General features: G+C 44.6%; 21 protein-coding genes. 16 read left to right on the top strand and 5 right to left on the bottom strand.

The annotated features are described in order from the left end of the window. The first annotated feature begins 61 nt into the window (after nucleotides 1-61). The gene (locus AC3IT7_RS02465; RefSeq protein ID WP_489249276.1) at nucleotides 62-706 is read left to right on the top strand and encodes a phosphoribosylanthranilate isomerase; all 645 of its coding nucleotides are present in this window, start codon (nucleotides 62-64) and stop codon (nucleotides 704-706) included. Next, nucleotides 687-1,931, top strand: coding sequence for a tryptophan synthase subunit beta (gene trpB / locus AC3IT7_RS02470; protein ID WP_489249277.1), 1,245 nt, complete (start codon nucleotides 687-689; stop codon nucleotides 1,929-1,931). Before AC3IT7_RS02465 ends, trpB begins: the two co-directional genes overlap by 20 nt. Before the next feature lie 121 nt (nucleotides 1,932-2,052). Here the strand turns inward: trpB and AC3IT7_RS02475 are convergent, their stop codons facing one another. Continuing rightward, nucleotides 2,053-3,693: an acyl-CoA synthetase gene (locus AC3IT7_RS02475; protein WP_489249278.1), complete on the bottom strand. Its 1,641-nt coding sequence runs from the start codon at nucleotides 3,691-3,693 to the stop codon at nucleotides 2,053-2,055. A gap of 233 nt (nucleotides 3,694-3,926) precedes the next feature. Between AC3IT7_RS02475 and AC3IT7_RS02480 the strand changes: the two genes are divergently transcribed. From AC3IT7_RS02480 to infC, 4 genes are all read left to right on the top strand, one after another. Further along, the gene (locus tag AC3IT7_RS02480; protein ID WP_489249279.1) at nucleotides 3,927-5,213 is read left to right on the top strand and encodes a D-arabinono-1,4-lactone oxidase; all 1,287 of its coding nucleotides are present in this window, start codon (nucleotides 3,927-3,929) and stop codon (nucleotides 5,211-5,213) included. Between the two features lie 10 nt (nucleotides 5,214-5,223). Then, nucleotides 5,224-6,393, top strand: a complete 1,170-nt coding sequence (locus tag AC3IT7_RS02485) for an alanine racemase (protein WP_489249280.1) — start codon at nucleotides 5,224-5,226, stop codon at nucleotides 6,391-6,393. 226 nt (nucleotides 6,394-6,619) lie between these two features. After that, nucleotides 6,620-8,542: a threonine--tRNA ligase gene (gene thrS / locus AC3IT7_RS02490; RefSeq protein ID WP_489249281.1), complete on the top strand. Its 1,923-nt coding sequence runs from the start codon at nucleotides 6,620-6,622 to the stop codon at nucleotides 8,540-8,542. A 5-nt stretch (nucleotides 8,543-8,547) separates the two neighbouring features. After that, nucleotides 8,548-9,099 (top strand): translation initiation factor IF-3, encoded by a 552-nt coding sequence (gene infC, locus AC3IT7_RS02495; protein WP_475653891.1) that lies wholly within the window; start codon nucleotides 8,548-8,550, stop codon nucleotides 9,097-9,099. Between the two features lie 116 nt (nucleotides 9,100-9,215). On the opposite strand, the gene AC3IT7_RS02500 is transcribed toward infC, so the two are convergent. Beyond that, entirely contained in the window at nucleotides 9,216-9,767 is a 552-nt protein-coding gene (locus AC3IT7_RS02500; protein ID WP_489249282.1) for a hypothetical protein, read from the bottom strand. 103 nt (nucleotides 9,768-9,870) lie between these two features. Further along, the gene (locus AC3IT7_RS02505) at nucleotides 9,871-10,326 is read right to left on the bottom strand and encodes an Hsp20 family protein (protein ID WP_489249283.1); all 456 of its coding nucleotides are present in this window, start codon (nucleotides 10,324-10,326) and stop codon (nucleotides 9,871-9,873) included. Nucleotides 10,327-10,600: 274 nt separating this feature from the next. Here AC3IT7_RS02505 and AC3IT7_RS02510 point away from each other — a divergent pair, with 274 nt between their 5' ends. The 7 genes from AC3IT7_RS02510 to AC3IT7_RS02540 all read left to right on the top strand — a co-directional run bounded on the left by AC3IT7_RS02510 (nucleotide 10,601) and on the right by AC3IT7_RS02540 (nucleotide 14,013). Then, on the top strand, nucleotides 10,601-11,221 hold the full coding sequence (locus AC3IT7_RS02510; protein ID WP_489249284.1) for a glutathione S-transferase family protein: 621 nt from the start codon (nucleotides 10,601-10,603) through the stop codon (nucleotides 11,219-11,221). 74 nt (nucleotides 11,222-11,295) lie between these two features. Continuing rightward, nucleotides 11,296-11,586, top strand: a complete 291-nt coding sequence (locus tag AC3IT7_RS02515) for a hypothetical protein (protein ID WP_489249285.1) — start codon at nucleotides 11,296-11,298, stop codon at nucleotides 11,584-11,586. A gap of 7 nt (nucleotides 11,587-11,593) precedes the next feature. Beyond that, nucleotides 11,594-12,016, top strand: coding sequence for a YqaA family protein (locus AC3IT7_RS02520; protein ID WP_489249286.1), 423 nt, complete (start codon nucleotides 11,594-11,596; stop codon nucleotides 12,014-12,016). A gap of 194 nt (nucleotides 12,017-12,210) precedes the next feature. Then, complete coding sequence (gene rpmI / locus AC3IT7_RS02525; protein ID WP_004278281.1) at nucleotides 12,211-12,405, top strand: 50S ribosomal protein L35; 195 nt, start codon at nucleotides 12,211-12,213, stop codon at nucleotides 12,403-12,405. Between the two features lie 11 nt (nucleotides 12,406-12,416). After that, nucleotides 12,417-12,776 (top strand): 50S ribosomal protein L20, encoded by a 360-nt coding sequence (gene rplT, locus AC3IT7_RS02530; protein ID WP_005095799.1) that lies wholly within the window; start codon nucleotides 12,417-12,419, stop codon nucleotides 12,774-12,776. A gap of 145 nt (nucleotides 12,777-12,921) precedes the next feature. Further along, a complete protein-coding gene (locus AC3IT7_RS02535; protein ID WP_489249287.1) occupies nucleotides 12,922-13,404 on the top strand; it encodes a GNAT family N-acetyltransferase in 483 nt (160 codons plus the stop codon). A gap of 78 nt (nucleotides 13,405-13,482) precedes the next feature. Further along, on the top strand, nucleotides 13,483-14,013 hold the full coding sequence (locus AC3IT7_RS02540) for a P-loop NTPase family protein (RefSeq protein WP_489249288.1): 531 nt from the start codon (nucleotides 13,483-13,485) through the stop codon (nucleotides 14,011-14,013). Here AC3IT7_RS02540 and AC3IT7_RS02545 read toward each other — a convergent pair. Then, nucleotides 14,010-15,035, bottom strand: a complete 1,026-nt coding sequence (locus tag AC3IT7_RS02545) for a hypothetical protein (RefSeq protein ID WP_489249289.1) — start codon at nucleotides 15,033-15,035, stop codon at nucleotides 14,010-14,012. The genes AC3IT7_RS02540 and AC3IT7_RS02545 overlap by 4 nt on opposite strands. Nucleotides 15,036-15,194: 159 nt before the next feature. Here AC3IT7_RS02545 and pheS point away from each other — a divergent pair, with 159 nt between their 5' ends. The 3 genes from pheS to AC3IT7_RS02560 all read left to right on the top strand — a co-directional run bounded on the left by pheS (nucleotide 15,195) and on the right by AC3IT7_RS02560 (nucleotide 19,025). Continuing rightward, nucleotides 15,195-16,175 carry a phenylalanine--tRNA ligase subunit alpha gene (gene pheS / locus AC3IT7_RS02550; protein ID WP_475653879.1) on the top strand — a complete coding sequence of 327 codons (981 nt, stop codon included), beginning with the start codon at nucleotides 15,195-15,197 and terminating at the stop codon, nucleotides 16,173-16,175. 175 nt (nucleotides 16,176-16,350) lie between these two features. Further along, nucleotides 16,351-18,732, top strand: coding sequence for a phenylalanine--tRNA ligase subunit beta (gene pheT / locus AC3IT7_RS02555; RefSeq protein ID WP_489249290.1), 2,382 nt, complete (start codon nucleotides 16,351-16,353; stop codon nucleotides 18,730-18,732). Then, nucleotides 18,729-19,025: an integration host factor subunit alpha gene (locus AC3IT7_RS02560; protein ID WP_004278269.1), complete on the top strand. Its 297-nt coding sequence runs from the start codon at nucleotides 18,729-18,731 to the stop codon at nucleotides 19,023-19,025. Before pheT ends, AC3IT7_RS02560 begins: the two co-directional genes overlap by 4 nt. A 100-nt stretch (nucleotides 19,026-19,125) precedes the next feature. Here AC3IT7_RS02560 and AC3IT7_RS02565 read toward each other — a convergent pair whose 3' ends face one another. Continuing rightward, nucleotides 19,126-19,413, bottom strand: a complete 288-nt coding sequence (locus AC3IT7_RS02565) for a hypothetical protein (protein WP_004647530.1) — start codon at nucleotides 19,411-19,413, stop codon at nucleotides 19,126-19,128. Between the last annotated feature and the right edge of the window lie 390 nt (nucleotides 19,414-19,803).

The raw sequence follows: 19,803 nt of genomic DNA on the forward strand, positions 1-19,803 counted from the left end.
AATGATTTGCCCCAATCTTATAGATTGTTCAATACATTATTAGGTGTAGAGCCAGAAGAATATGCGAACCCGTGCCAAAATTTGTGGAATCACCCGAGTTGAAGATGTTCATGCTGTGGTGAACGCAGGTGCAGACGCGATCGGATTCGTGTTTTATCCGCCGAGTCCCCGGTCTGTCACAGCAGAACACGCCGCCCAGTTGGTTCCAGCTATTCCACCGTATGTGCAAGTGGTCGGACTTTTTGTGAATCATTCAGCTGATGCTATTCAGGATATTTTACAAACGGTTCCTGTTGAGGTTCTGCAGTTTCATGGTGATGAAACGCCGGAACAATGTCAGGCTATTGCTCAACAGGTCGGACGCCGTTGGTACAAGGCCATTCAGGTCAAGCCTGATCTGGATGTGGTCGCGGAAATTCAGCGTTATCAAGTTGCAGGTGCTAGTGCAGTGCTGCTAGATGCCTGGCATCCTGAGCTGAAAGGCGGTACGGGGCATAGTTTTGACTGGAAGACATTTCCAAAACTCAATATTCCCTTGATCTTGGCAGGCGGTTTAAATCCTGACAATATCGAACAGGCAATTCTCACCACACAGGCCTATGCCGTGGATGTGAGTGGCGGTGTCGAGTCCGCCAAAGGTATTAAAGACCAACAACTCATAGAACGCTTTATGCAAGGAGTCCATCGTGGATCAGCAAAGTACTAGCCAGAACAGTCAGGCAGTTGACTATACCCAATTCCCGGATGAACGCGGGCATTTCGGTATTCATGGCGGTCGTTTTGTGTCAGAAACACTTATGGCGGCTTTAGAAGACTTGGAAAAGCTCTATTTCCGTATGAAAGATGATGAGCAGTTTCTGGCAGAATTTGACCGTGACATGGCATTTTATGTCGGTCGTCCGAGTCCTTTATATCATGCTGAACGATGGTCGAAAGAGTTGGGTGGTGCGCAGATTTATTTAAAACGTGAAGACCTGAATCATACCGGTTCGCACAAAATCAACAACACGATTGGTCAGGCCTTACTGGCGAAGCTTTCCGGTAAAAAACGGATTATTGCTGAAACGGGTGCCGGTCAGCATGGTGTGGCGACTGCTACCATCGCAGCACGTTTAGGGCTTGAATGTGTAGTATTCATGGGCGCAGACGATGTGAAACGTCAGGCGATGAACGTCTACCGTATGCGTTTGTTAGGCGCGACAGTGGTGCCGGTAGAAAGTGGCTCTAAAACCTTAAAAGATGCCATGAACGAAGCGATGCGTGACTGGGTCACCAATGTCGATTCAACTTATTATGTGATTGGTACGGTGGCAGGTCCACATCCATATCCGCAACTGGTTCGTGATTTCCAGTCGATTATTGGCCGTGAAGCACGTCGCCAGATTCAGGAGCAGGCAGGCCGCCTTCCTGATGCATTAGTTGCCTGTGTGGGTGGTGGCTCCAATGCAATGGGCCTGTTCTATCCATTCCTGAACGATCAGGACGTGAAAATGTACGGTGTCGAAGCTGCCGGTTTAGGTATTGAAACGGGTAAGCACTCTGCACCACTCAATGCGGGACATGTGGGTGTATTACACGGCAACCGGACTTACCTGATGTCGGATAAAGAAGGGCAGATTATTGAAACCCATTCGATTTCTGCCGGTCTGGACTATCCGGGTGTGGGACCGGAGCATAGCTTCCTGAAAGATATGGATCGCGTGACATATGCACCGATCAATGACCAGGAAGCATTACAAGGCTTCCGTGACTTGACCAAGATTGAAGGGATTATTCCTGCACTGGAAAGCGCACACGCGATGGCCTATGTGTCTAAACTTGCACCGACCATGGACAAGGATCAAATTATTATTGCGACGGTTTCAGGTCGTGGTGATAAGGACTTGATGACTGTAGCGCGTATTGATGGCGTGGAAATGGTTGAGATGTAACTTTTTCTATAAGCCTCTCCCTATGGGAGAGGTTTGGAGAGGGGGAGTAAAAAAATCGTGCTAAGTTTTCTTAGCACGATTTTTTATTAAATAGATTTTGAAAAAACAGACTGTTACGCAATTAAGAAACCTCACTTTGCGCGCGTTCCTTGGCCCATTCACGTAAAACGAATTTCTGCAATTTACCAGTCGAAGTTTTTGGAATTTCGCTAATTACGACATCTTTAGGGACTTTAAAACGCGCCAGATGCTGTTTGCAGAATTCTATAATCTCTTCTGCTGTTGCAGTTTGTCCTGCTTTGAGTTCAAGAAAGGCACATGGTACTTCCTGCCAGCGTGGATCCGGTTTGGCTACAACAGCCGCCGTTAAAACGGCCGGATGCTGATACAGCACTTCTTCTACCTCCAGTGAGGAAATATTTTCCCCGCCGGAAATGATCACGTCTTTAGAGCGGTCAGTAATCTTGGCATAGCCATCCGGTTGGCACACGGCCAGATCACCGGTATGGAACCAGCCACCGGCAAAGGCTTCTGCGGTTGCTTCAGGATTTTTCAGATAGCCTTTCATCACAATATTGCCTCGGAACATGATCTCGCCCATGCTCTGGCCATCGTGGGGAACTTCCTGCATGGTTTCCGGATCAAGCACTTTCATGCCATCCTGGAGCGGATATGGTACGCCCTGCCGGGAATGCAGCTGCGCCTGTTCCTGAATAGACAGATCACTCCAGCCGGCTTGTGACGCGCACAGGGCAGAAGGACCGTAGGTTTCAGTCAAGCCATACACATGCGTCACATTAATGCCAATATTGCGCATGCCTTCAATAATTGCAGCCGGTGGTGCAGCACCGGCTACCATTACTTCGACCCGATGGTCAATTACAGTCTTTTTATCTTCAGGGGTATTGATCAGCATCGACAGCACAATCGGTGCACCACAGAAATAATCGACTTTATGTTCAGCAATCAGTTTGAAGATCAGTTCAGCATCGACTTTACGCAAGCAGACGTTGGTTCCGCCGTTGGCCGCCATGGTCCAGGCGAAGCACCAGCCATTACAGTGGAACAGCGGCAGCGTCCATAGATAGGTGGCTCGCGGTGTCATGCCACAGGCAATGATATTACTGGCTGCGTTAATGTAGGCACCACGGTGATGGTAAACTACACCTTTGGGATTGCCGGTGGTTCCAGAGGTGTAACTTAAGCTGATGGCATCCCATTCATCTTGAGGCAGATGCCATTCAAAGTTGGCATCGCCCTGGGCAATCCAGTCTTCATATTCAATTTGGCCAATACGCTGGTCTTCACCCTCAAACTCTGTATCAGCCACATCAATCACATAAATTTCTTGTGATAGCAGTGCCAGTGCTTCTGTGGCAAGTGCAGCAAATTCAGGATCGACCAGTAAGACTTTGCTTTCAGCATGCTCCAGCATAAAGGCAAGGGTTTTGGCATCCAGACGGGTATTTAAGGTATTCAGGACCGCGCCTGCCATCGGTACAGCAAAATGTGCTTCAATCATGGCAGGGACGTTTGGCAGCAAGACAGACACGGTATCATTTTTACCGATGCCTAATTTTTGTAGCTGGTTGGCAAACTGACGGCAGCGATTGTATTTCTCACGCCAGGTAATACGGCGCTGACCGTGGATGATCGCATTTTGATTTGGATAGATATAAGCGGCACGGTCAAGATAGCGTAAAGGTGATAATGCTACAAAATTTGCGGGGGTATGCGGTAATTCATCGTATGCGCTAACCATGGTTAAACTCCGTTCTATCGTTATTTTAATATCCTGTTGAAAAGATATGCATTTATTGGAAATCTTGCATTTATGCTTTAGTCGAGTACATTGATATAAATTTTAAATTATTGAATATTAAGGAAAATATTTAAAAGTATTGAAATGGTTTGAACGCATGGGTTCCCATATTTGATTTTTTAGCTATTTTACTCTAGTTGAGTTATTAAAATAATATGCAGCAGAAAATAATAATGAAAATACTACAAGCGCAGGGGAGCTGGCGAAACTGGTCCGGCAGTCAGTACAGTTCTCCTCAGATTTTTCAACCTGGTCAGATTAGTGAATTACAACATCTGGTCAAGAGCCATAACCACATTCGTGTAGTCGGTGCAGGGCATTCCTTTAGTGCCTTGGCGAAAACCGATGAGGTATTGCTTCATCTCGATCATTTAAAAGCTAGGCTGGTCTTTGATCGAGAAAAAACTCAATGCACTGTACAGGCCGGTACACGTTTATATGAACTAAGCCAATATCTGGCTCCGATCAATCAGGCTTTAATCAATCAGGGCGATATCGACCAGCAAAGTCTGGCAGGGTCGATTTCCACTGGAACACATGGTACGGGAATTGGTTTGCCCTGTTTGTCCGCTTTTGTGCAAGGTTTTGAATTACTGACTGCGGATGGCGAACTGTTGCAATGTAATCAGCAACAGAATACCGAGATATTTCAGGCCGGACGTGTGGCGCTGGGCAGTCTGGGAATATTGACCCAAATTACCCTGCAAAATCGACCACGCTACAAATTAAAAGAACAGATTCGGTTGTGTTCATTAAAAGATGTGTTTTCCAATATCGAGCAATGGAAAGACCAGCACCAGCATATCGAATTTTGGGCTTTTGTATATGCCGATCAGGTGATGTTAAAAACTCTGGATGAAACGGATGATCAGATTCAGCCGAGGCAAGAGGGCTGGCCTTCGGAGGATACTTTATTAACGTTATGTTCTGAATTGACGCGGCTATTTCCCAAGACAAATCCCTATCTGCAAAAACTGCTTGGCCTCTTTGTCAAATCGAGCTGCTCTGTAGACTGGTCATCCCGGATTTTTCCGACTCCGCGCAACACCAGGTTTAATGAAATGGAATATCAGCTGCCGGTCGATGCAGGCTTGCAGTGTCTGGACGAAGTGCTACATACCTTACGCAAACATCAGGTGCCGATGTTCTTTCCAATCGAATTTCGTTATGTCAAAGGCGATGAGATTTGGCTAAGTCCTTTTTATCAGCGTGATTCAGTTTCGATTTCGATTCACCAGTTTTATAAACAGGATTACCGGGTTATCTTCGAGCTGGTTGAGCCGATTTTACAGAAATATCAGGGACGGCCGCATTGGGGGAAATTGCACTGCATGACCACTGCCTCGCTACGTGACCTTTACCCGAAATGGGATGATTTTATGAGATTGCGCCAGCAGCTGGACCCACAGCAAAAATGGCTGAATCCGTATCTAAAACAATTATTTTTATCTGGAAACTGAGGCTCGGGTGATGCAATCAAAGTATTTTCAGCAACTGACATGCGACTTAAAACAGCAGGGAACTGGCACACCGCAACTGATTCTGGATCTGACCCAATATCAACACAATCTGGAGATTGTTCAGGCAAAAATTCCGGCCCGGTTGCAGCCACGTCTGGTGGTAAAATCCTTGGCCAGTTCACAGTTGCTGCAACTGGCCAGTGAAAAACTGCATACCCAGCGCTTTATGCTGTTTCATCTGCCGCATATTGTGGAAATAATGAGGTTATTTCCGCAAGCCGATATTTTGCTGGGTAAACCGATGCCGGTTCATGCGCTGCAGCGCTTTTATCAAAACTTACCTGAACACAATGCTTTGAATGGTCAAGCCAAGATTCAATGGCTGATTGATGATCTGGAACGGCTAAAGCAATATCTGAAACTCGCGCAAAGCTTGAATCTCTGCCTGAACGTAAATATTGAAATTGATGTCGGATTGCATCGCGGTGGGGTGAGTAGCCAGCAACAATTGATCGCGTTACTCAAATTTATTCGGCAACATCCCGACGCTCTCAGATTTTCTGGACTGATGGGCTATGATGCGCATGTGGCAAAATTGCCGAAAATACTGAAAAGTCCCGCAAAAAGCTATCAGCAATCGCAGCAGACTTATCAACAATACCAGACTATTCTCCAGCAGCACTTCCCCGACTTATGGCATGAGGAGCTGTGCTTTAACGGCGGTGGCAGTCCAAGTTTTATGCAGCATTGCCAGCAAAGTGTCTGTAATGATCTGGCTTTTGGCTCGCTGCTGCTCAAACCCAGTGATTTTGATCTGGACAATTTATCCGCTTTAAAATGTGCGCTCTGGATTGCCACACCGATTTTAAAAGTATTGCCTTATAGCCAGCTTCCGGGTCTGGAACTGCTCAAGCATCTGCCACACCGGCATAAAGCGCTGTTTATCTACGGTGGCTATTGGCAGGCAGATTATGTCTATCCGGAACAAAGCCGGCCACATCTGTTATATGGCCGCAGTAGCAATCAGGAAATGCTACAGGTGCCTGCACAGTGTGATATTCAGGTCGATGATTATGTGTTTTTAAGGCCGACACAGAGTGAAGCCATCATTCCGCAATTTGCCCGGCTCTATGTGTATTACCAAGGAACATTGAATGAGTGGCAGACTTTCAGGGAATAACAAAATCCTGATCTAAAAAATGAGCTGAAGCTTTTCTAAAATCAGCTACGCTTTTGCTTATAAATCTTATTTTTATTGGGGAAAAGGTTTAATCATGCGGCCAAGCCGTGTAAAATTCGAATCGATTTTATTTATCCACCGTTTTTATCTTTTGAGGCTGTGCCTCGATCATAATCTCGCGGTGATATGCTCCATGGTACGGGGCATCACTCCTTAAGGATTTCTTATGCCAATTATCACTTTGCCAAATGGCGATCAAAAACAGTTTGATCAAGCCGTATCTGTGATGGACGTTGCTCTGAGCATTGGTCCTGGTCTTGCAAAAAATACCGTTGCGGGTCGTGTTAACGATCGTTTAGTGGATGCGTCTGATCTCATCACTGAAGATGCAACCTTACAAATTATTACGCCGAAAGACGAGGCCGGTGTCGAAATTATTCGTCACTCTTGTGCGCATCTGGTTGGCCATGCGGTCAAGCAACTGTTCCCAGAAGCAAAGATGGTCATTGGTCCGGTCATTGAAGAAGGTTTCTACTATGACATCTGGATGCCGCGTCCATTTACATTAGACGACATGGCAGCCATCGAAGAGCGTATGAAAAAGCTCATCGATCAGGACTATGATGTTGTGAAAAAAATGACTCCGCGTGATGAAGTGATTGCAGAATTCACAGCGCGTGGCGAAGAATACAAATTACGCCTGATTGCAGACATGCCTGAAGAAACGCAAATGGGCTTGTACTACCATCAGGACTATCTGGATATGTGCCGTGGTCCGCACGTTCCAAATACCAAATTCCTGAAATCGTTCAAACTGACTAAAATCTCTGGTGCTTACTGGCGCGGTGATGCGAAGAATGAACAGTTACAACGTATTTATGGTACAGCCTGGGCTGACAAGAAACAGCTTACGGCGTATGTAAAACGTATTGAAGAAGCAGAAAAACGCGATCACCGTAAAATTGGTAAAGCACTTGATCTGTTCCATATGCAAGAAGAAGCACCAGGTATGGTGTTCTGGCATCCGAACGGCTGGACGATTTACCAGGTACTTGAACAATACATGCGTAAAGTTCAGCAAGACAACGGTTATGAAGAAATCCGTACCCCGCAAGTGGTCGATTTTACGCTGTGGGAAAAATCAGGACATGCTGCCAACTATGCAGACAACATGTTCACCACGCATTCTGAAAACCGTAACTATGCCGTTAAACCAATGAACTGCCCTTGTCACGTACAAGTGTTCAATCAGGGTTTAAAATCTTACCGTGATCTTCCGGTACGTCTGGCAGAATTCGGTTCATGTCACCGTAACGAACCATCAGGTTCTTTACACGGCATTATGCGTGTACGTGGCTTTACCCAAGATGATGCGCATATCTTCTGTACTAAAGAGCAGATCGGGCCTGAAGTTGCAGACTTTATCGAATTGACACTGGATGTATACAAAGATTTTGGCTTCGAAGAAGTACAAATGAAACTGTCAACGCGTCCTGAAAAACGTGTCGGTGATGACAAGCTTTGGGACATGGCAGAGAAATCTCTGGCCGATGCTTTAGATGCTGCGGGTCTTGATTGGGAACTTCAGCCGGGCGAAGGTGCTTTCTATGGTCCGAAGATTGAATTCTCTCTGAAAGACTGCCTGGGCCGTGTTTGGCAGTGTGGTACTATTCAGTGTGACTTTAACTTGCCGGAACGTTTAGATGCGTCTTATGTAACGGAAGATAACGACCGTGATCAGCCCGTAATGTTACATCGTGCAATTCTTGGCAGTTTCGAGCGTTTTATTGGTATACTGATTGAGCACTATGCAGGGTTTATGCCACCTTGGTTGGCACCAACACAAGCATGTGTGATGAATATTACCGACTCTCAGGCGGAAGCATGTGAGTCAGTCGTCGCAAAACTTAAAGAAAACGGTATCCGTGCAATTTCTGACTTGAGAAATGAGAAAATCGGCTTTAAGATTCGTGAACGTACATTAGAGCGTATTCCTTACTTACTGGTACTTGGGGACCGTGAAGTCGAGGAAGGTACAGTCAACGTACGTACCCGCTCAGGAAAAAATTTGGGTACTATGTCAATCGATGCTTTCGTTGACCTAGTAAAAGCAGCCGTTGCCGAACGCGGCCGGTACATTGTGGAGTAACAGCGATTAAACAGCCTGACCGTAATCAACAGGGCGGTAACAAATCAAACCGTCCTGCCTTGAATGATGAAATTCGTGCGAAAGAAGTCCGTCTTGTAGACGAAAATGGTGAGCAAAAAGGGATTGTAAGCTTAGCTGAAGCCCTACGCGCAGCAGAAAGTGTTGAGCTTGATCTGGTTGAGATCGTAGCCAATGCCGAGCCACCAGTATGTAAGATCATGGACTTCAACAAGCATTTGTTTGATCTTAAACAAAAGCAGAAAGAAGCGAAGAAAAAACAACATCAAGTCCAGGTGAAAGAAATCAAGCTACGCCCGGGTACTGATGTTGGTGATTACAACGTAAAATTACGTGCAATCATCAAGTTCCTTGAAGAAGGTAACAAGGTGAAAATCACCCTTCGTTTCCGTGGTCGCGAAATGGCGCACCAGCAGCTGGGTCTAGCTCAATTGCAAAAAATTGAAGCTGACGTGACTGAATTCGGTACTGTAGAACAGATGCCGAAAATGGAAGGTCGTCAAATGGGTATGCTGCTTGGTCCTAAAAAGAAAAAGTAAGCACTCATTCATCAAAAAAGCCCTGCAATCGCAGGGCTTTTTTGTCTTTCATGTTTGATCAGCTTGATCAAAAACATTGTTCTGAGAGCAAATTTATCAGCTGAGTCAGGCAATAGTTAGGGTCTGAAATTCCACGAGCTTTGTATCGCCTGCATAATCTGCTGTGCCTGTTGCCGGGAAAACATCGACAGTTGAATCCGGAAAAAACCCAGGTATATTTTATTGATGAGATGGGGCTGGCATAAGCTAAAATCCAGAGTGCCATCGCGTTGACTGATGACATGCGCTGGCATGTTATAGAGCCAGCGTTTGAGGTGTGCTTTGAGAGAAGCATAGCGCGGATTCAGAAAACTATATTGCACCGTATGTCGTTTTAAGCACATGCTGATGCGGAAACCGGCCAAAGTATAATAAATGGCGTGTGAGGTGATTTTCAGTTTGGTTCCCAGCATCAGCAGCGAAAGACCAACAAAGCCACCTATATAAACATAAAAGCCAGGAGACTCTTGCCATAAAAATAACAGACCTTGAATAAAGCTGGAATTGCTACGCGCACTGCTGAAATAAAAAATACTGAATATTCCAGCCGGATAACAAAACAGTATATATCCCATAGCGCGCATGATGGGGCTAGCTTGATGAAATAGGATGTTTTCTGGCGCATTCATGGTTTATTTTTATGATCAGAAAGCGTATTGCCTGAATGAGCTTAGGTAATCTGGAGCCAAAAAGAAAGGCCCTTTCGGGCCTCTCTTTGTGCTTTAACCTGAATTATTCCACTGATTTTTCACTATTTTCAATGAGCAGTTTATTGCCAATCGGAATTTGACGCGGCAATTTCTCCTCTGGAATAATGCGTTGCAAGTCAATGATCAATAGACCATTTTCGTAGTCTGCCTGTTGTACCTCAATATACTCATCCAGACGCAAAGACAATTTAAATGCACGTCGTGCAATGCCTTTGTGCAGGAATTCGATACTCTCATTGCTCTGATTTTCAGGCTTGCCTAGGATGGTCAATAACTTATTTTCCAGACGAATGTCGAGTTCTTCCTGACGGAAGCCCGCAGTTGCGACCACGATGCGATAATTATTCTCGCCATGCTTTTCGATATTATAAGGAGGATAATTCGGCGCATCGCTTTGCATGGCATAATCAATAAAGTCATTCAGGCGGTCAAAACCGATGCTGCGACGAAATAATGGATGAAGATTTAAGTTACTCATGATTAGAACCTTCTCGATTAAGCAAAGTTATAAAAACAAGATCTGTCATGTCAGACATCGACAGTACATAAGATTGAGGCAATCCTTATGCAAAAATAAATATGTGTCTGCTGTGAAAATTTTCAAGATAAAAAATAAAAAAATATTTAGATTTATGTTAAGTTAATGATATTTATATAAAAATAATTTATAGCGATGGGCTTGTTGTTTCTTGCTGAATCCTCTATGTTGAATACATCATCGCACAGCCTGCAGTGCAGGGAGTATTAAAAAAATGATCGATTTATATTATTGGGGCACTCCCAATGGCCATAAAATTAGCATTGCCTTGGAAGAAATGGGGCTGAAATATCAGATTTTCCCGATTAATATTCTGGAAAATGACCAGTTCCAGTCTGACTTTCTGGCTATTTCTCCGAACAATAAAATCCCGGCAATTGTCGATCAGGATGGGCCGAATGGCCAGCCGATTTCAATCTTTGAGTCGGGCGCAATTTTGCAGTATCTGGGCCGTAAAACCGGCATGTTCTATCCAGCGGATGAGCTAAAACGGATTGAAGTAGAACAATGGTTGATGTGGCAAATGGGCGGTTTGGGGCCAATGCTTGGACAGAATCATCACTTTAGCCGTTTTGCACCGGAGCGGATTGCCTATGCCACAGAGCGCTATGTTAATGAAAGCAAACGTCTGTATGGGGTTTTAAACAAGCAGCTGGTCGGGCAGGATTATGTCGCTGGCGAATATTCGATTGCCGATATGGCCATATTTCCGTGGTTATTGCGACATGACTGGCAGCAGATCAATCTGGAAGATTATCCGGAAGTGGCCAAATATATCGAACGCCTGAATGCGCGTCCTGCGGTGCAGAAAGCACTGGCGATACAGGTCAGTTAAGCGTCTGCCTTTATGCTAAAATAGCATTAAGCAAATAAAGCCACCCTTAAGGTGGTTTTTTATTGGATGGATATATGAACGATTTTCTGCTGAACTTTACCAAGATTGTTGAAAGCAATACCCGAATTTACTGGAGTATTCTTTTTGGAATTGCTGCATGTCTAGTGCTTTATATTGCCGAAATTGTGCATATCGATCAGGTAATTGCCGCTCTGAATACTAAAGATCAGCAGATTTTGCGTGCGGCGATTGAACCGATTACCCAGCAGTATAAATGGGGCCGGATCGTTGCAATGGTGGCAGCGGTGCTTTGGTCAAGCTTGGAATATAGCAAAGCCAAGAAAAAGCTGGGTCTGGGCCGTTAATCACTGTATGAGTCTGTTACTGTTATTTATATCGGCTTTTGGTGCAGCAACATTGTTACCTTTACAGTCTGAAGCTGTGCTGCTTGGTCTGTTGCTGAAAGGGAATTACAGTGCAGCCCTGTTAATTGCGATAGCCAGTCTGGGGAATATTCTGGGTTCCTGCCTAAACTGGTATCTGGGCTTTAAACTTGAGCATTATAAAAATAAAAAGTGGTTTCCGGTGTCGGAAGACAAGATGCTTAAGGCCCAAGCGACGTATCAGAAATATGGCTATTGGTCTTTATTATTGAGCTGGGTGCCAATTATTGGTGATCCCATTACCTTAATTGCCGGACTGTTAAAAGAAAATTTTCTCCGTTTCTTGCTCATTGTCAGCGTGGCAAAAATTGGACGTTATCTGTTTGTCTATGCCGCCTTTGCCATGTTCTAAAGCTAAAAATATTTTCCTGATCCGGTTATTCCGGATGTTTTGATCATTAAATTATAAAATCATTCTTTAAATCTGCTTATTGGATGAAGATGCTTTTGTTTTAAACAAAGATGCTTTAGAATACTCGCTCCCTTACCTGCAGGTCGTTTTGTAATGGTGCAAACGAGCCGAACAGGTGTTCAAAAGAGGTTGTTATGCCTAAGATGAAAACTCGCCGTGGTGCAGCTAAACGCTTTAAAGCGACTGCTAACGGTTTTAAGCGTAAACAAGCGTTCAAACGCCACATTTTGACCAAAAAATCTGCTAAGCGTATTCGTCAATTACGCGGCTGTGTAATGGTTCACGTAAGTGACGTTGCTTCAGTTCGCCGTATGTGCCCGTACATCTAAGGAGATTATAAATGGCTCGTGTAAAACGTGGTGTACAGGCTCATCGCCGTCACAAAAAAATTCTTGCTCGCGCTAAAGGTTACTATGGTGCTCGTTCACGCGTTTACCGCGTAGCGTTCCAGGCAGTAATCAAAGCTGGTCAATATGCTTACCGTGACCGTCGTCAGAAGAAACGTCAATTCCGCGCTTTGTGGATTGCACGTATCAATGCTGGTGCACGTCAAAACGGTTTGTCATACAGCCGCATGATTTCTGGCTTGAAAAAAGCTCAAGTAATCATCGACCGTCGCGTTCTTGCTGACATCGCTATGCATGACGCAGTTGCGTTTGCTGCGATTGCTCAAAAAGCAAAAGATGCGTTGGCTGCATAAGTCTTTATGACTTAGAAAAAAAGACCACTTTTAGTGGTCTTTTTTTTGCTTCAATAAAAGCCTTCATTTTAAAAATCAGTATTGTAAATCTTGTATTTTTTAGTCATGGTGAAATTGCATAATCAAAAAACAAGGCTTAAAAATAATGATTCGACTTGCCACCCAACAGGATGTTCTGCCGATTGCCCAAGTGCATGTACAAAGCTGGTGTGAAAGCTATAAAAACACCATCAAACCAGAAATTTTAGATGGATTGTGTGTAGAAAAAAGAGCCGCTTTATGGCTTTCTGTGCTTGAACAGGAAAATCGACGGGTATTTGTCTATGAAGAAAATGCTCAAGTTTTGGGTTTTGCTGCTTTTAATTTTCCGGTAGATGCAAAAATCAGTGAATTGAGAGCACTTTATTTGCTTCAGAATATTCAAGGTCGCAGCATTGGGCGTGATTTGGTTCAATTAGGTCTGGGCTTAAGTCGAGAAAAATCCTATCAACATATGCAATGCAGCGTATTGAACCTGAATTCCAGTCGTTATTTTTATGAAAAGACCGGCGCCTATTTTGTCAGTGAAGAAGATGCCAGAGATCTGGGTGAAAGTCTTAAAGAGTTATGTTATCAATGGAATTTATAGCTTTTAATCCATCTTGATCATGAAAAATAATTGAGTGCTCGCGTTAATATGAGCGATCAAAATAGAGGGCAGAGGCTCATGCGAAGAATCAATGTCGTCGGTACTTCTGCATCAGGCAAATCGACTTTTGCACGTGCTTTGGCAGCAAAATTGGATCTGGGTTATATCGAGCTGGATGATTTGTTCTGGCTGGATGACTGGCAGGAAAGTCCAGATGCAGAGTTCTTTGCGAAAATCCGGACTGCGATTGATCAGGCAGGGGCGGGTTATGTGATTGATGGTAACTATACCCGCAGCATTCCGGTCAAATGGGCCAAAATTGATACGGTCATCTGGCTGGATTTACCTTTTCATCTCAATCTGTATCGTTCAGTCAAAAGAGCCTTGCATCGGGCAATCAGCAAACTAGCGCTGTGGCCGCAGTCAAATAATACTGAAAGTTTCAGGCAGATGCTTGGCCGGGATTCGATTATCTGGTGGATGATGAAAACTCACCAGAAGAATCGGCAACATTATTTAAGACTGATGTCGGTGCCTGAATATCAACATATCCAGTGGATTCGACTGAGATCCGCCCGGGAAATTCAAACTTTTCTAGCAAGGCTTTAAAGGCCGAAATAGTAACCAATCAGGCAGATAATTACGGTAATCACAATCAAGGTCAGTACATTTGCCGAAGAACTGGATTTACCCGGATCTTGCAGTTTTTCTGCTTTAGAAATTTTTGGTGAACGATCTTCGGTGCTCATGCCAACAAATGGATCAGGCGCAACTTTAGGGGTGAGCTGTGCGGTCTTATAATGGTTGGCGACTTTAGTGATGAATTTGGCACTGAGATCATCAATTTTTTGTGAAAAATGGCGCAGATTCAGCTGCTGATCCGGACTTAATGCTTCGCCATCTGCACGATATGGATGCTGGATTTTAGTCTGAATAAAATCATCTAAGGCATCCAGGCGGTATAAAGTCTGATGCGCATAATCAGATGAATAGTCAGTCGGAATCAGGGCCAGATGACTTTCTGTATCGGTCTGAAGAGTCGGCAGAGTCCCGTAATAAGGCAGATTGCTATAAGCCGGTTCTACAAAGTCCTGAGCAAGACTGCTTTCAAACAGTTCATGATCGGTATAGGCCTGAATATCGTCCCAGTTCGGTGCTTCCAGATCTAGATCAATGCGCTTGGCCAGTTTGGGATTCAGCTCATAACACCAGAATATTTCATGACGTAAAGGGGACTGCTGCGCTTGAGGTGCCTCATAGTCATTGTCTGCGCTGTACCATTCAGCTAATTCTTTACCAATAATCCAGGCAGTTTTGGCCTTGGCCCCATGGCTGACGATAAAGTGCGCCAGAGGCAGTAGCTCGACATTGGCATTCGGATTTTTTTCATCAATCAGTAAATCCGAGCGATGCAAGCTCAGTCGGCGCACCCCCTGTTTTTTCAGGCCTTCCAGCCAGATCTGGAAATGCTGTGCCAACAGATGTTGCGACATCAGGTCACGAAAGGCGAACTGGTGCTGATTAAAAATGGAATGTTGAATCCAACGATTGAAACTCAGGTCCTGAGCCAGATACTCATTGCCATAAGTGACCAAGGTCAGTTGCTGTTTCCAAATTTGATCGAGTGCCATAGTGATTTGATCTGATTGATATTGTGTTTATCTTATACTTTTTATATTTAATCATGCCAATCTAATTTTCCTTAAAACGTATCTTCATCAAAGTGTCTAAAAACTGTTAGAATGTGGGGTTTTTAAAATATTTTTTAACCTGTTGCTTTGAGAGTTACTATGTCACTGGAAGCCCTGACCACTGAAGCGCTCGCTGCGATTGCAGCAGCTCAAGACCTTGCTGCACTTGATCAAGTACGAGTGCAATTTACGGGGAAAAAAAGCCAGCTCGCGGAACAATCTAAGTCGCTTGGTAAAATGGATCCTGAACAGCGCAAAGCGTTCGGCGCACAAATCCATGCTGTGCGTGAATCGATTACAGCTGCATTGACATCGCGTCAGGCAGAACTGCATAAAGCCGCACTCGAACAAAAACTGGCAAGCGAAACCATTGATATTACCTTGCCGGGTCGTGGCCAACAGGTGGGCAGTATCCACCCGGTGACCCAGGTACAAGAACGTATTTGCCAGTTCTTTACCAAGGCTGGTTTTACGATTGCAACAGGTCCGGAAGTTGAAGATGATTATCACAACTTTGAAGCACTGAATATCCCGGGCCATCACCCGGCACGTGCCATGCATGACACCTTCTATTTCGATGTCAACCATTTGTTGCGTACGCATACCTCTGGTGTGCAGATTCGTACCATGGAAACCCAGCAGCCACCTATCCAGATCGTGTGTCCAGGCCGCGTTTACCGTTGTGACTCGGATCAAACCCATTCACCGATGTTCCATCAGATCGAAGGTTTGTACGTAGCTGAAAATACCAGTTTCGCAGAACTGAAAGGTTTGCTGATTAACCTGCTGAATGAATTCTTTGAAAAAGATTTGAAAGTACGTTTCCGTCCATCTTATTTCCCGTTCACTGAGCCAAGTGCAGAAGTAGATATCATGGATGAGCGCGGTCGCTGGCTGGAAGTTCTGGGCTGCGGTATGGTGCATCCAAATGTGCTACAAGCTGCCGGCATTGATCCGGAAAAATACAAAGGCTTTGCATTTGGTCTAGGCGTTGAACGTTTTGCGATGCTGCGTTATGGCATTAACGACCTGCGTATGTTCTACCAAAACGATGTGCGTTTCTTGCGCCAGTTTGCTTAAAACAAATTTATACCTCTCCCCGTAATTAGGTGAGGGAAAAATAGATTATTTTTTAGATTTTAAAAATCCCCCTAAATCCCCCTTTAAAAAAGGGGGACTTGCATGAAACAAATAAAAGTGTGGGTATTCCCCTCTTTATTAAAGAGGGGTTAGGGGAGATTGAGGAAATGAATGTATGAAAATTAGCGAAAATTGGCTACGCACATGGGTTAACCCAGCCATCGACAGCGACAAACTTTCTGATCAATTGACCATGTTGGGTCTGGAAGTCGATGAACTTGCACCTGCAGCAAAAGCATTTACAGGTGTTGTGGTAGGTGAAGTTCTGACCGTAGAACAGCATCCGGATGCAGACCGTTTACGTGTAACGACAGTCAACATCGGTTCAGGTGAGCCATTACAAATCGTCTGTGGCGCGCCAAACGTACGTGCTGGTATGAAAGCACCGGTTGCAACGATCGGTGCAGTATTGCCGGGCGACTTTAAAATCAAGAAAGGCAAACTACGCGGTATTGAATCACAAGGCATGCTATGTGGTGCTTCTGAAATCGATTTAGAAGACAAAATTGATGGTCTTTTAGAACTACCTGATGATGCACCAGTCGGTGTCAATATTCGTGAATACCTAGAGCTCGATGACAACGTGATTGACATCAGCATCACGCCAAACCGTGGTGACTGTTTCAGCATTCGCGGGATCGCACGTGAAATTGGGGTGATTAACCAGCTTCCTGTAATTGCACCTGAAATTAAAGAAGTGGCTGCAAGCATTGCTGATGAAAAGCAGGTTGTGGTGACCACCGAAGGTTGTCCACGGTACTTGGGTCGTGTGATCAAAAACGTCAATACCAAGGCTGCGACTCCGCTATGGATGGAACGCGCACTGGCACGTTCAGGCATCCGTCAGCACAGTATTCTGGTCGACATTACCAACTATGTCCTGATGGAACTGGGTCAACCGCTACATGCATTTGATGGTGGCAAGGTTCAGGGTGCTGTGCATGTTCGTCAGGCGACTGCTGGCGAAAAACTTGTGCTTTTGAACGAGCAGGAAGTTGAGTTGCAAGACAATGTTATGGTAATCGCAGATGACGAAAAAGCCTTGGCGATTGCCGGCATTATGGGCGGTTTGTCTTCAGCAGTATCGGATACCACCACTGAAATCTTCCTGGAATCAGCTTTCTTTGCACCGTTGCATATTGCTGGTCGTGCCCGTAGCTTTGGTCTGCATACCGATGCGTCTCAGCGTTATGAACGTGGTGTCGATTTTGAATTGCCATTGATTGCGATGCACCGTGCTTCTCAGTTGATTGCTGAACTTGCGGGTGGGGAATTCGGTCCAATTACTGTGGCAGAAAAAGCTGAGCTTTTACCAAAACGTGATGCGATTGCATTAAACCAGGCCCAAGTCGATCAGTTGTTGGGATATAGCGTCGAATCTGATTTCATTACCGATGCCTTAACGCGCTTAGGTTGTGATGTGACAGTGAAAGCTGCAGGCGAATGGTCAGTGGTTCCGCCATCACATCGTTATGATATGGCGATTTATCAGGACTTGATTGAAGAAGTTGTCCGCATTCACGGTTATGACAATATTCAAATCAGCTTGCCTGTGCTCGATGTGAAACTGGCAAAGTATCAGGATCAGTTTGAATTGGGTCAATTACGTCAAACTGCAGTGACTTTGGGTTACCAAGAGGCGATCAGCTTCAGTTTCGCAGACCTGAAACTTGAAAAGCAACTTAATTCTGGTGTGAATCCATTGGCATTGGCGAATCCAATTTCAAGTGATTTGGCGGTGATGCGTTCAACCTTGCTGTCTAGCCTGATTCCTTGTGTTCAGTACAATATTAACCGTCAGCAAAGCCGAGTCCGCTTCTTTGAGCTGGGGCTGCGTTTTGACTATCAGGAAGCGAACAGCATCCATGATTTAAAACAGATTCCAACCTTTGCCCTGATTGCAACCGGTTCACGTACTAACGAATCTTGGCATGGCAAGGCACAGCCAATGGACTTCTTTGACTTTAAGGGTGATGTGGAAGAAATTCTGGCTGCCGGTCGTGTCAAAGTGGAATATGTACGTTCAGAACGTAGCTGGTTACACCCAGGCCAGTCCGCAGAAATTCTCGTGAATGGTCAATCAATTGGTTATTTGGGACGCCTTCATCCTTCTCTGGAAGACGAGCTAGACCTGGCCACTACTTGGGTGGCTGAATTGGACCAACTGGCTGTTTTGCAAACTTATGTATCTAATTTTACAGAATTATCACGTTTTCCATCGGTTCGACGTGATATTGCGCTTTTAATTAGTGATAAGATTAATGTTAGCGAAATTCAGGGACTTATCGAAAAAACGGGTGGAGAGCTTTTAGACTCAACGTGGTTGTTCGATGTGTACACTGGACAAGGAGTAGAAGAAGGGAAACGCTCACTGGCATTTGCACTTCTCTGGCAGCATCCAAGCCGTACACTGGAAGATGCTGAAATTAAATCAGGTATGGATAATATCCTTCAAGTGTTGGAAAACACGTACCAAGCGACATTGAGGGCTTCATGACAGCACTAACTAAAGCAGAAATGGCTGATCATTTAAGTGAGCTCACGAGTTTAAACCGTCGTGAAGCAAAACAAATGGTTGAGTTGTTTTTCGATGAGATCAGCCAGGCGCTGATCTCAGGCGAACAGGTAAAACTTTCGGGTTTTGGTAACTTCGAGTTGCGTGACAAGCGTCAACGTCCAGGCCGTAATCCTAAAACGGGTGAAGAAATTCCGATTTCTGCACGCCGTGTGGTCACCTTCCGTGCGGGACAGAAGTTCCGTCAACGTGTGGGGAATGAGCAGGTCAACTGATCTGCTTTATTTTAAAAGCTGATATTTTAAAATTTCAGTTATTAAAATAAAAAAAGAGAGCCAATGGCTCTCTTTTTTTATACTGAATAATCTTAGAAGATTATTGAGCAGCAGCTTCAGAAGCAGCAGTAGCGTCAGCAGCAGCGTCAACAGCAACAGCAGCAGCAGCGTCAGCTTCAGCAACAGCAGCAGTTTCAGAAGCAGCAACTTCAGAAGTAGCTTCTACAGCAGCAGCGTCAGCAGCAGCTTCAGCTTCAGAAGCAGCTTCTACAGCTTCAGATGCAGCTTGGTTAGCGTCAGCAGCAGCGTCGTCAGCTTTTTTAGCACAACCAACGAAAGCTAGAGTAGTAGCAACTGCAGCAGCAATAGCGATTTTTTTGAATAACATGGCATCACTCTCTAAAAATTGAGATTAAAAAAAACCAGAGTTAGTCTGTTAAGTGCTTTTATTGTTCCTAATTGTGTCAGGGACTAACAACGCAGGAGCAGTCTAACTGGTCTGCAAATATGCTATCACTGCGCATTTTTAATTGCTACTAGCAACCATCAAAAAAGTACTGAAAAACGCTAAAAATTAAGAAGTTTTTAACAGAAAATAACAATGGAATGAAAGATTTAGATTGGAGAAAGGCTTGGTAAGTTTTTAAAAGTTATAGATTTTTTTATTCGATTATTTTATTAATCAAAAACTTAAAAATAAGTTTACATAAATAAGGCTCTATTGTTTCATTGTGTAATATATGTCAACCTAAAAAAAGGCCACCGCTTGGGTGACCTT

The organism is Acinetobacter sp. KH_038 (assembly GCF_057839405.1).

Excerpts from the sequence above, each read along its gene's own strand:
- AC3IT7_RS02465 (WP_489249276.1), top strand. The coding sequence starts at position 62 with ATGCGAACCCGTGCCAAAATTTGTGGAATCACCCGAGTTGAAGATGTT.
- AC3IT7_RS02475 (WP_489249278.1), bottom strand. The coding sequence starts at position 3,693 with ATGGTTAGCGCATACGATGAATTACCGCATACCCCCGCAAATTTTGTA.
- AC3IT7_RS02480 (WP_489249279.1), top strand. The coding sequence starts at position 3,927 with ATGAAAATACTACAAGCGCAGGGGAGCTGGCGAAACTGGTCCGGCAGT.
- AC3IT7_RS02485 (WP_489249280.1), top strand. The coding sequence starts at position 5,224 with ATGCAATCAAAGTATTTTCAGCAACTGACATGCGACTTAAAACAGCAG.
- thrS (WP_489249281.1), top strand. The coding sequence starts at position 6,620 with ATGCCAATTATCACTTTGCCAAATGGCGATCAAAAACAGTTTGATCAA.
- AC3IT7_RS02500 (WP_489249282.1), bottom strand. The coding sequence starts at position 9,767 with ATGAATGCGCCAGAAAACATCCTATTTCATCAAGCTAGCCCCATCATG.
- AC3IT7_RS02505 (WP_489249283.1), bottom strand. The coding sequence starts at position 10,326 with ATGAGTAACTTAAATCTTCATCCATTATTTCGTCGCAGCATCGGTTTT.
- AC3IT7_RS02510 (WP_489249284.1), top strand. The coding sequence starts at position 10,601 with ATGATCGATTTATATTATTGGGGCACTCCCAATGGCCATAAAATTAGC.
- AC3IT7_RS02515 (WP_489249285.1), top strand. The coding sequence starts at position 11,296 with ATGAACGATTTTCTGCTGAACTTTACCAAGATTGTTGAAAGCAATACC.
- AC3IT7_RS02520 (WP_489249286.1), top strand. The coding sequence starts at position 11,594 with ATGAGTCTGTTACTGTTATTTATATCGGCTTTTGGTGCAGCAACATTG.
- rpmI (WP_004278281.1), top strand. The coding sequence starts at position 12,211 with ATGCCTAAGATGAAAACTCGCCGTGGTGCAGCTAAACGCTTTAAAGCG.
- rplT (WP_005095799.1), top strand. The coding sequence starts at position 12,417 with ATGGCTCGTGTAAAACGTGGTGTACAGGCTCATCGCCGTCACAAAAAA.
- AC3IT7_RS02535 (WP_489249287.1), top strand. The coding sequence starts at position 12,922 with ATGATTCGACTTGCCACCCAACAGGATGTTCTGCCGATTGCCCAAGTG.
- AC3IT7_RS02540 (WP_489249288.1), top strand. The coding sequence starts at position 13,483 with ATGCGAAGAATCAATGTCGTCGGTACTTCTGCATCAGGCAAATCGACT.
- AC3IT7_RS02545 (WP_489249289.1), bottom strand. The coding sequence starts at position 15,035 with ATGGCACTCGATCAAATTTGGAAACAGCAACTGACCTTGGTCACTTAT.
- pheS (WP_475653879.1), top strand. The coding sequence starts at position 15,195 with ATGTCACTGGAAGCCCTGACCACTGAAGCGCTCGCTGCGATTGCAGCA.
- pheT (WP_489249290.1), top strand. The coding sequence starts at position 16,351 with ATGAAAATTAGCGAAAATTGGCTACGCACATGGGTTAACCCAGCCATC.
- AC3IT7_RS02560 (WP_004278269.1), top strand. The coding sequence starts at position 18,729 with ATGACAGCACTAACTAAAGCAGAAATGGCTGATCATTTAAGTGAGCTC.
- AC3IT7_RS02565 (WP_004647530.1), bottom strand. The coding sequence starts at position 19,413 with ATGTTATTCAAAAAAATCGCTATTGCTGCTGCAGTTGCTACTACTCTA.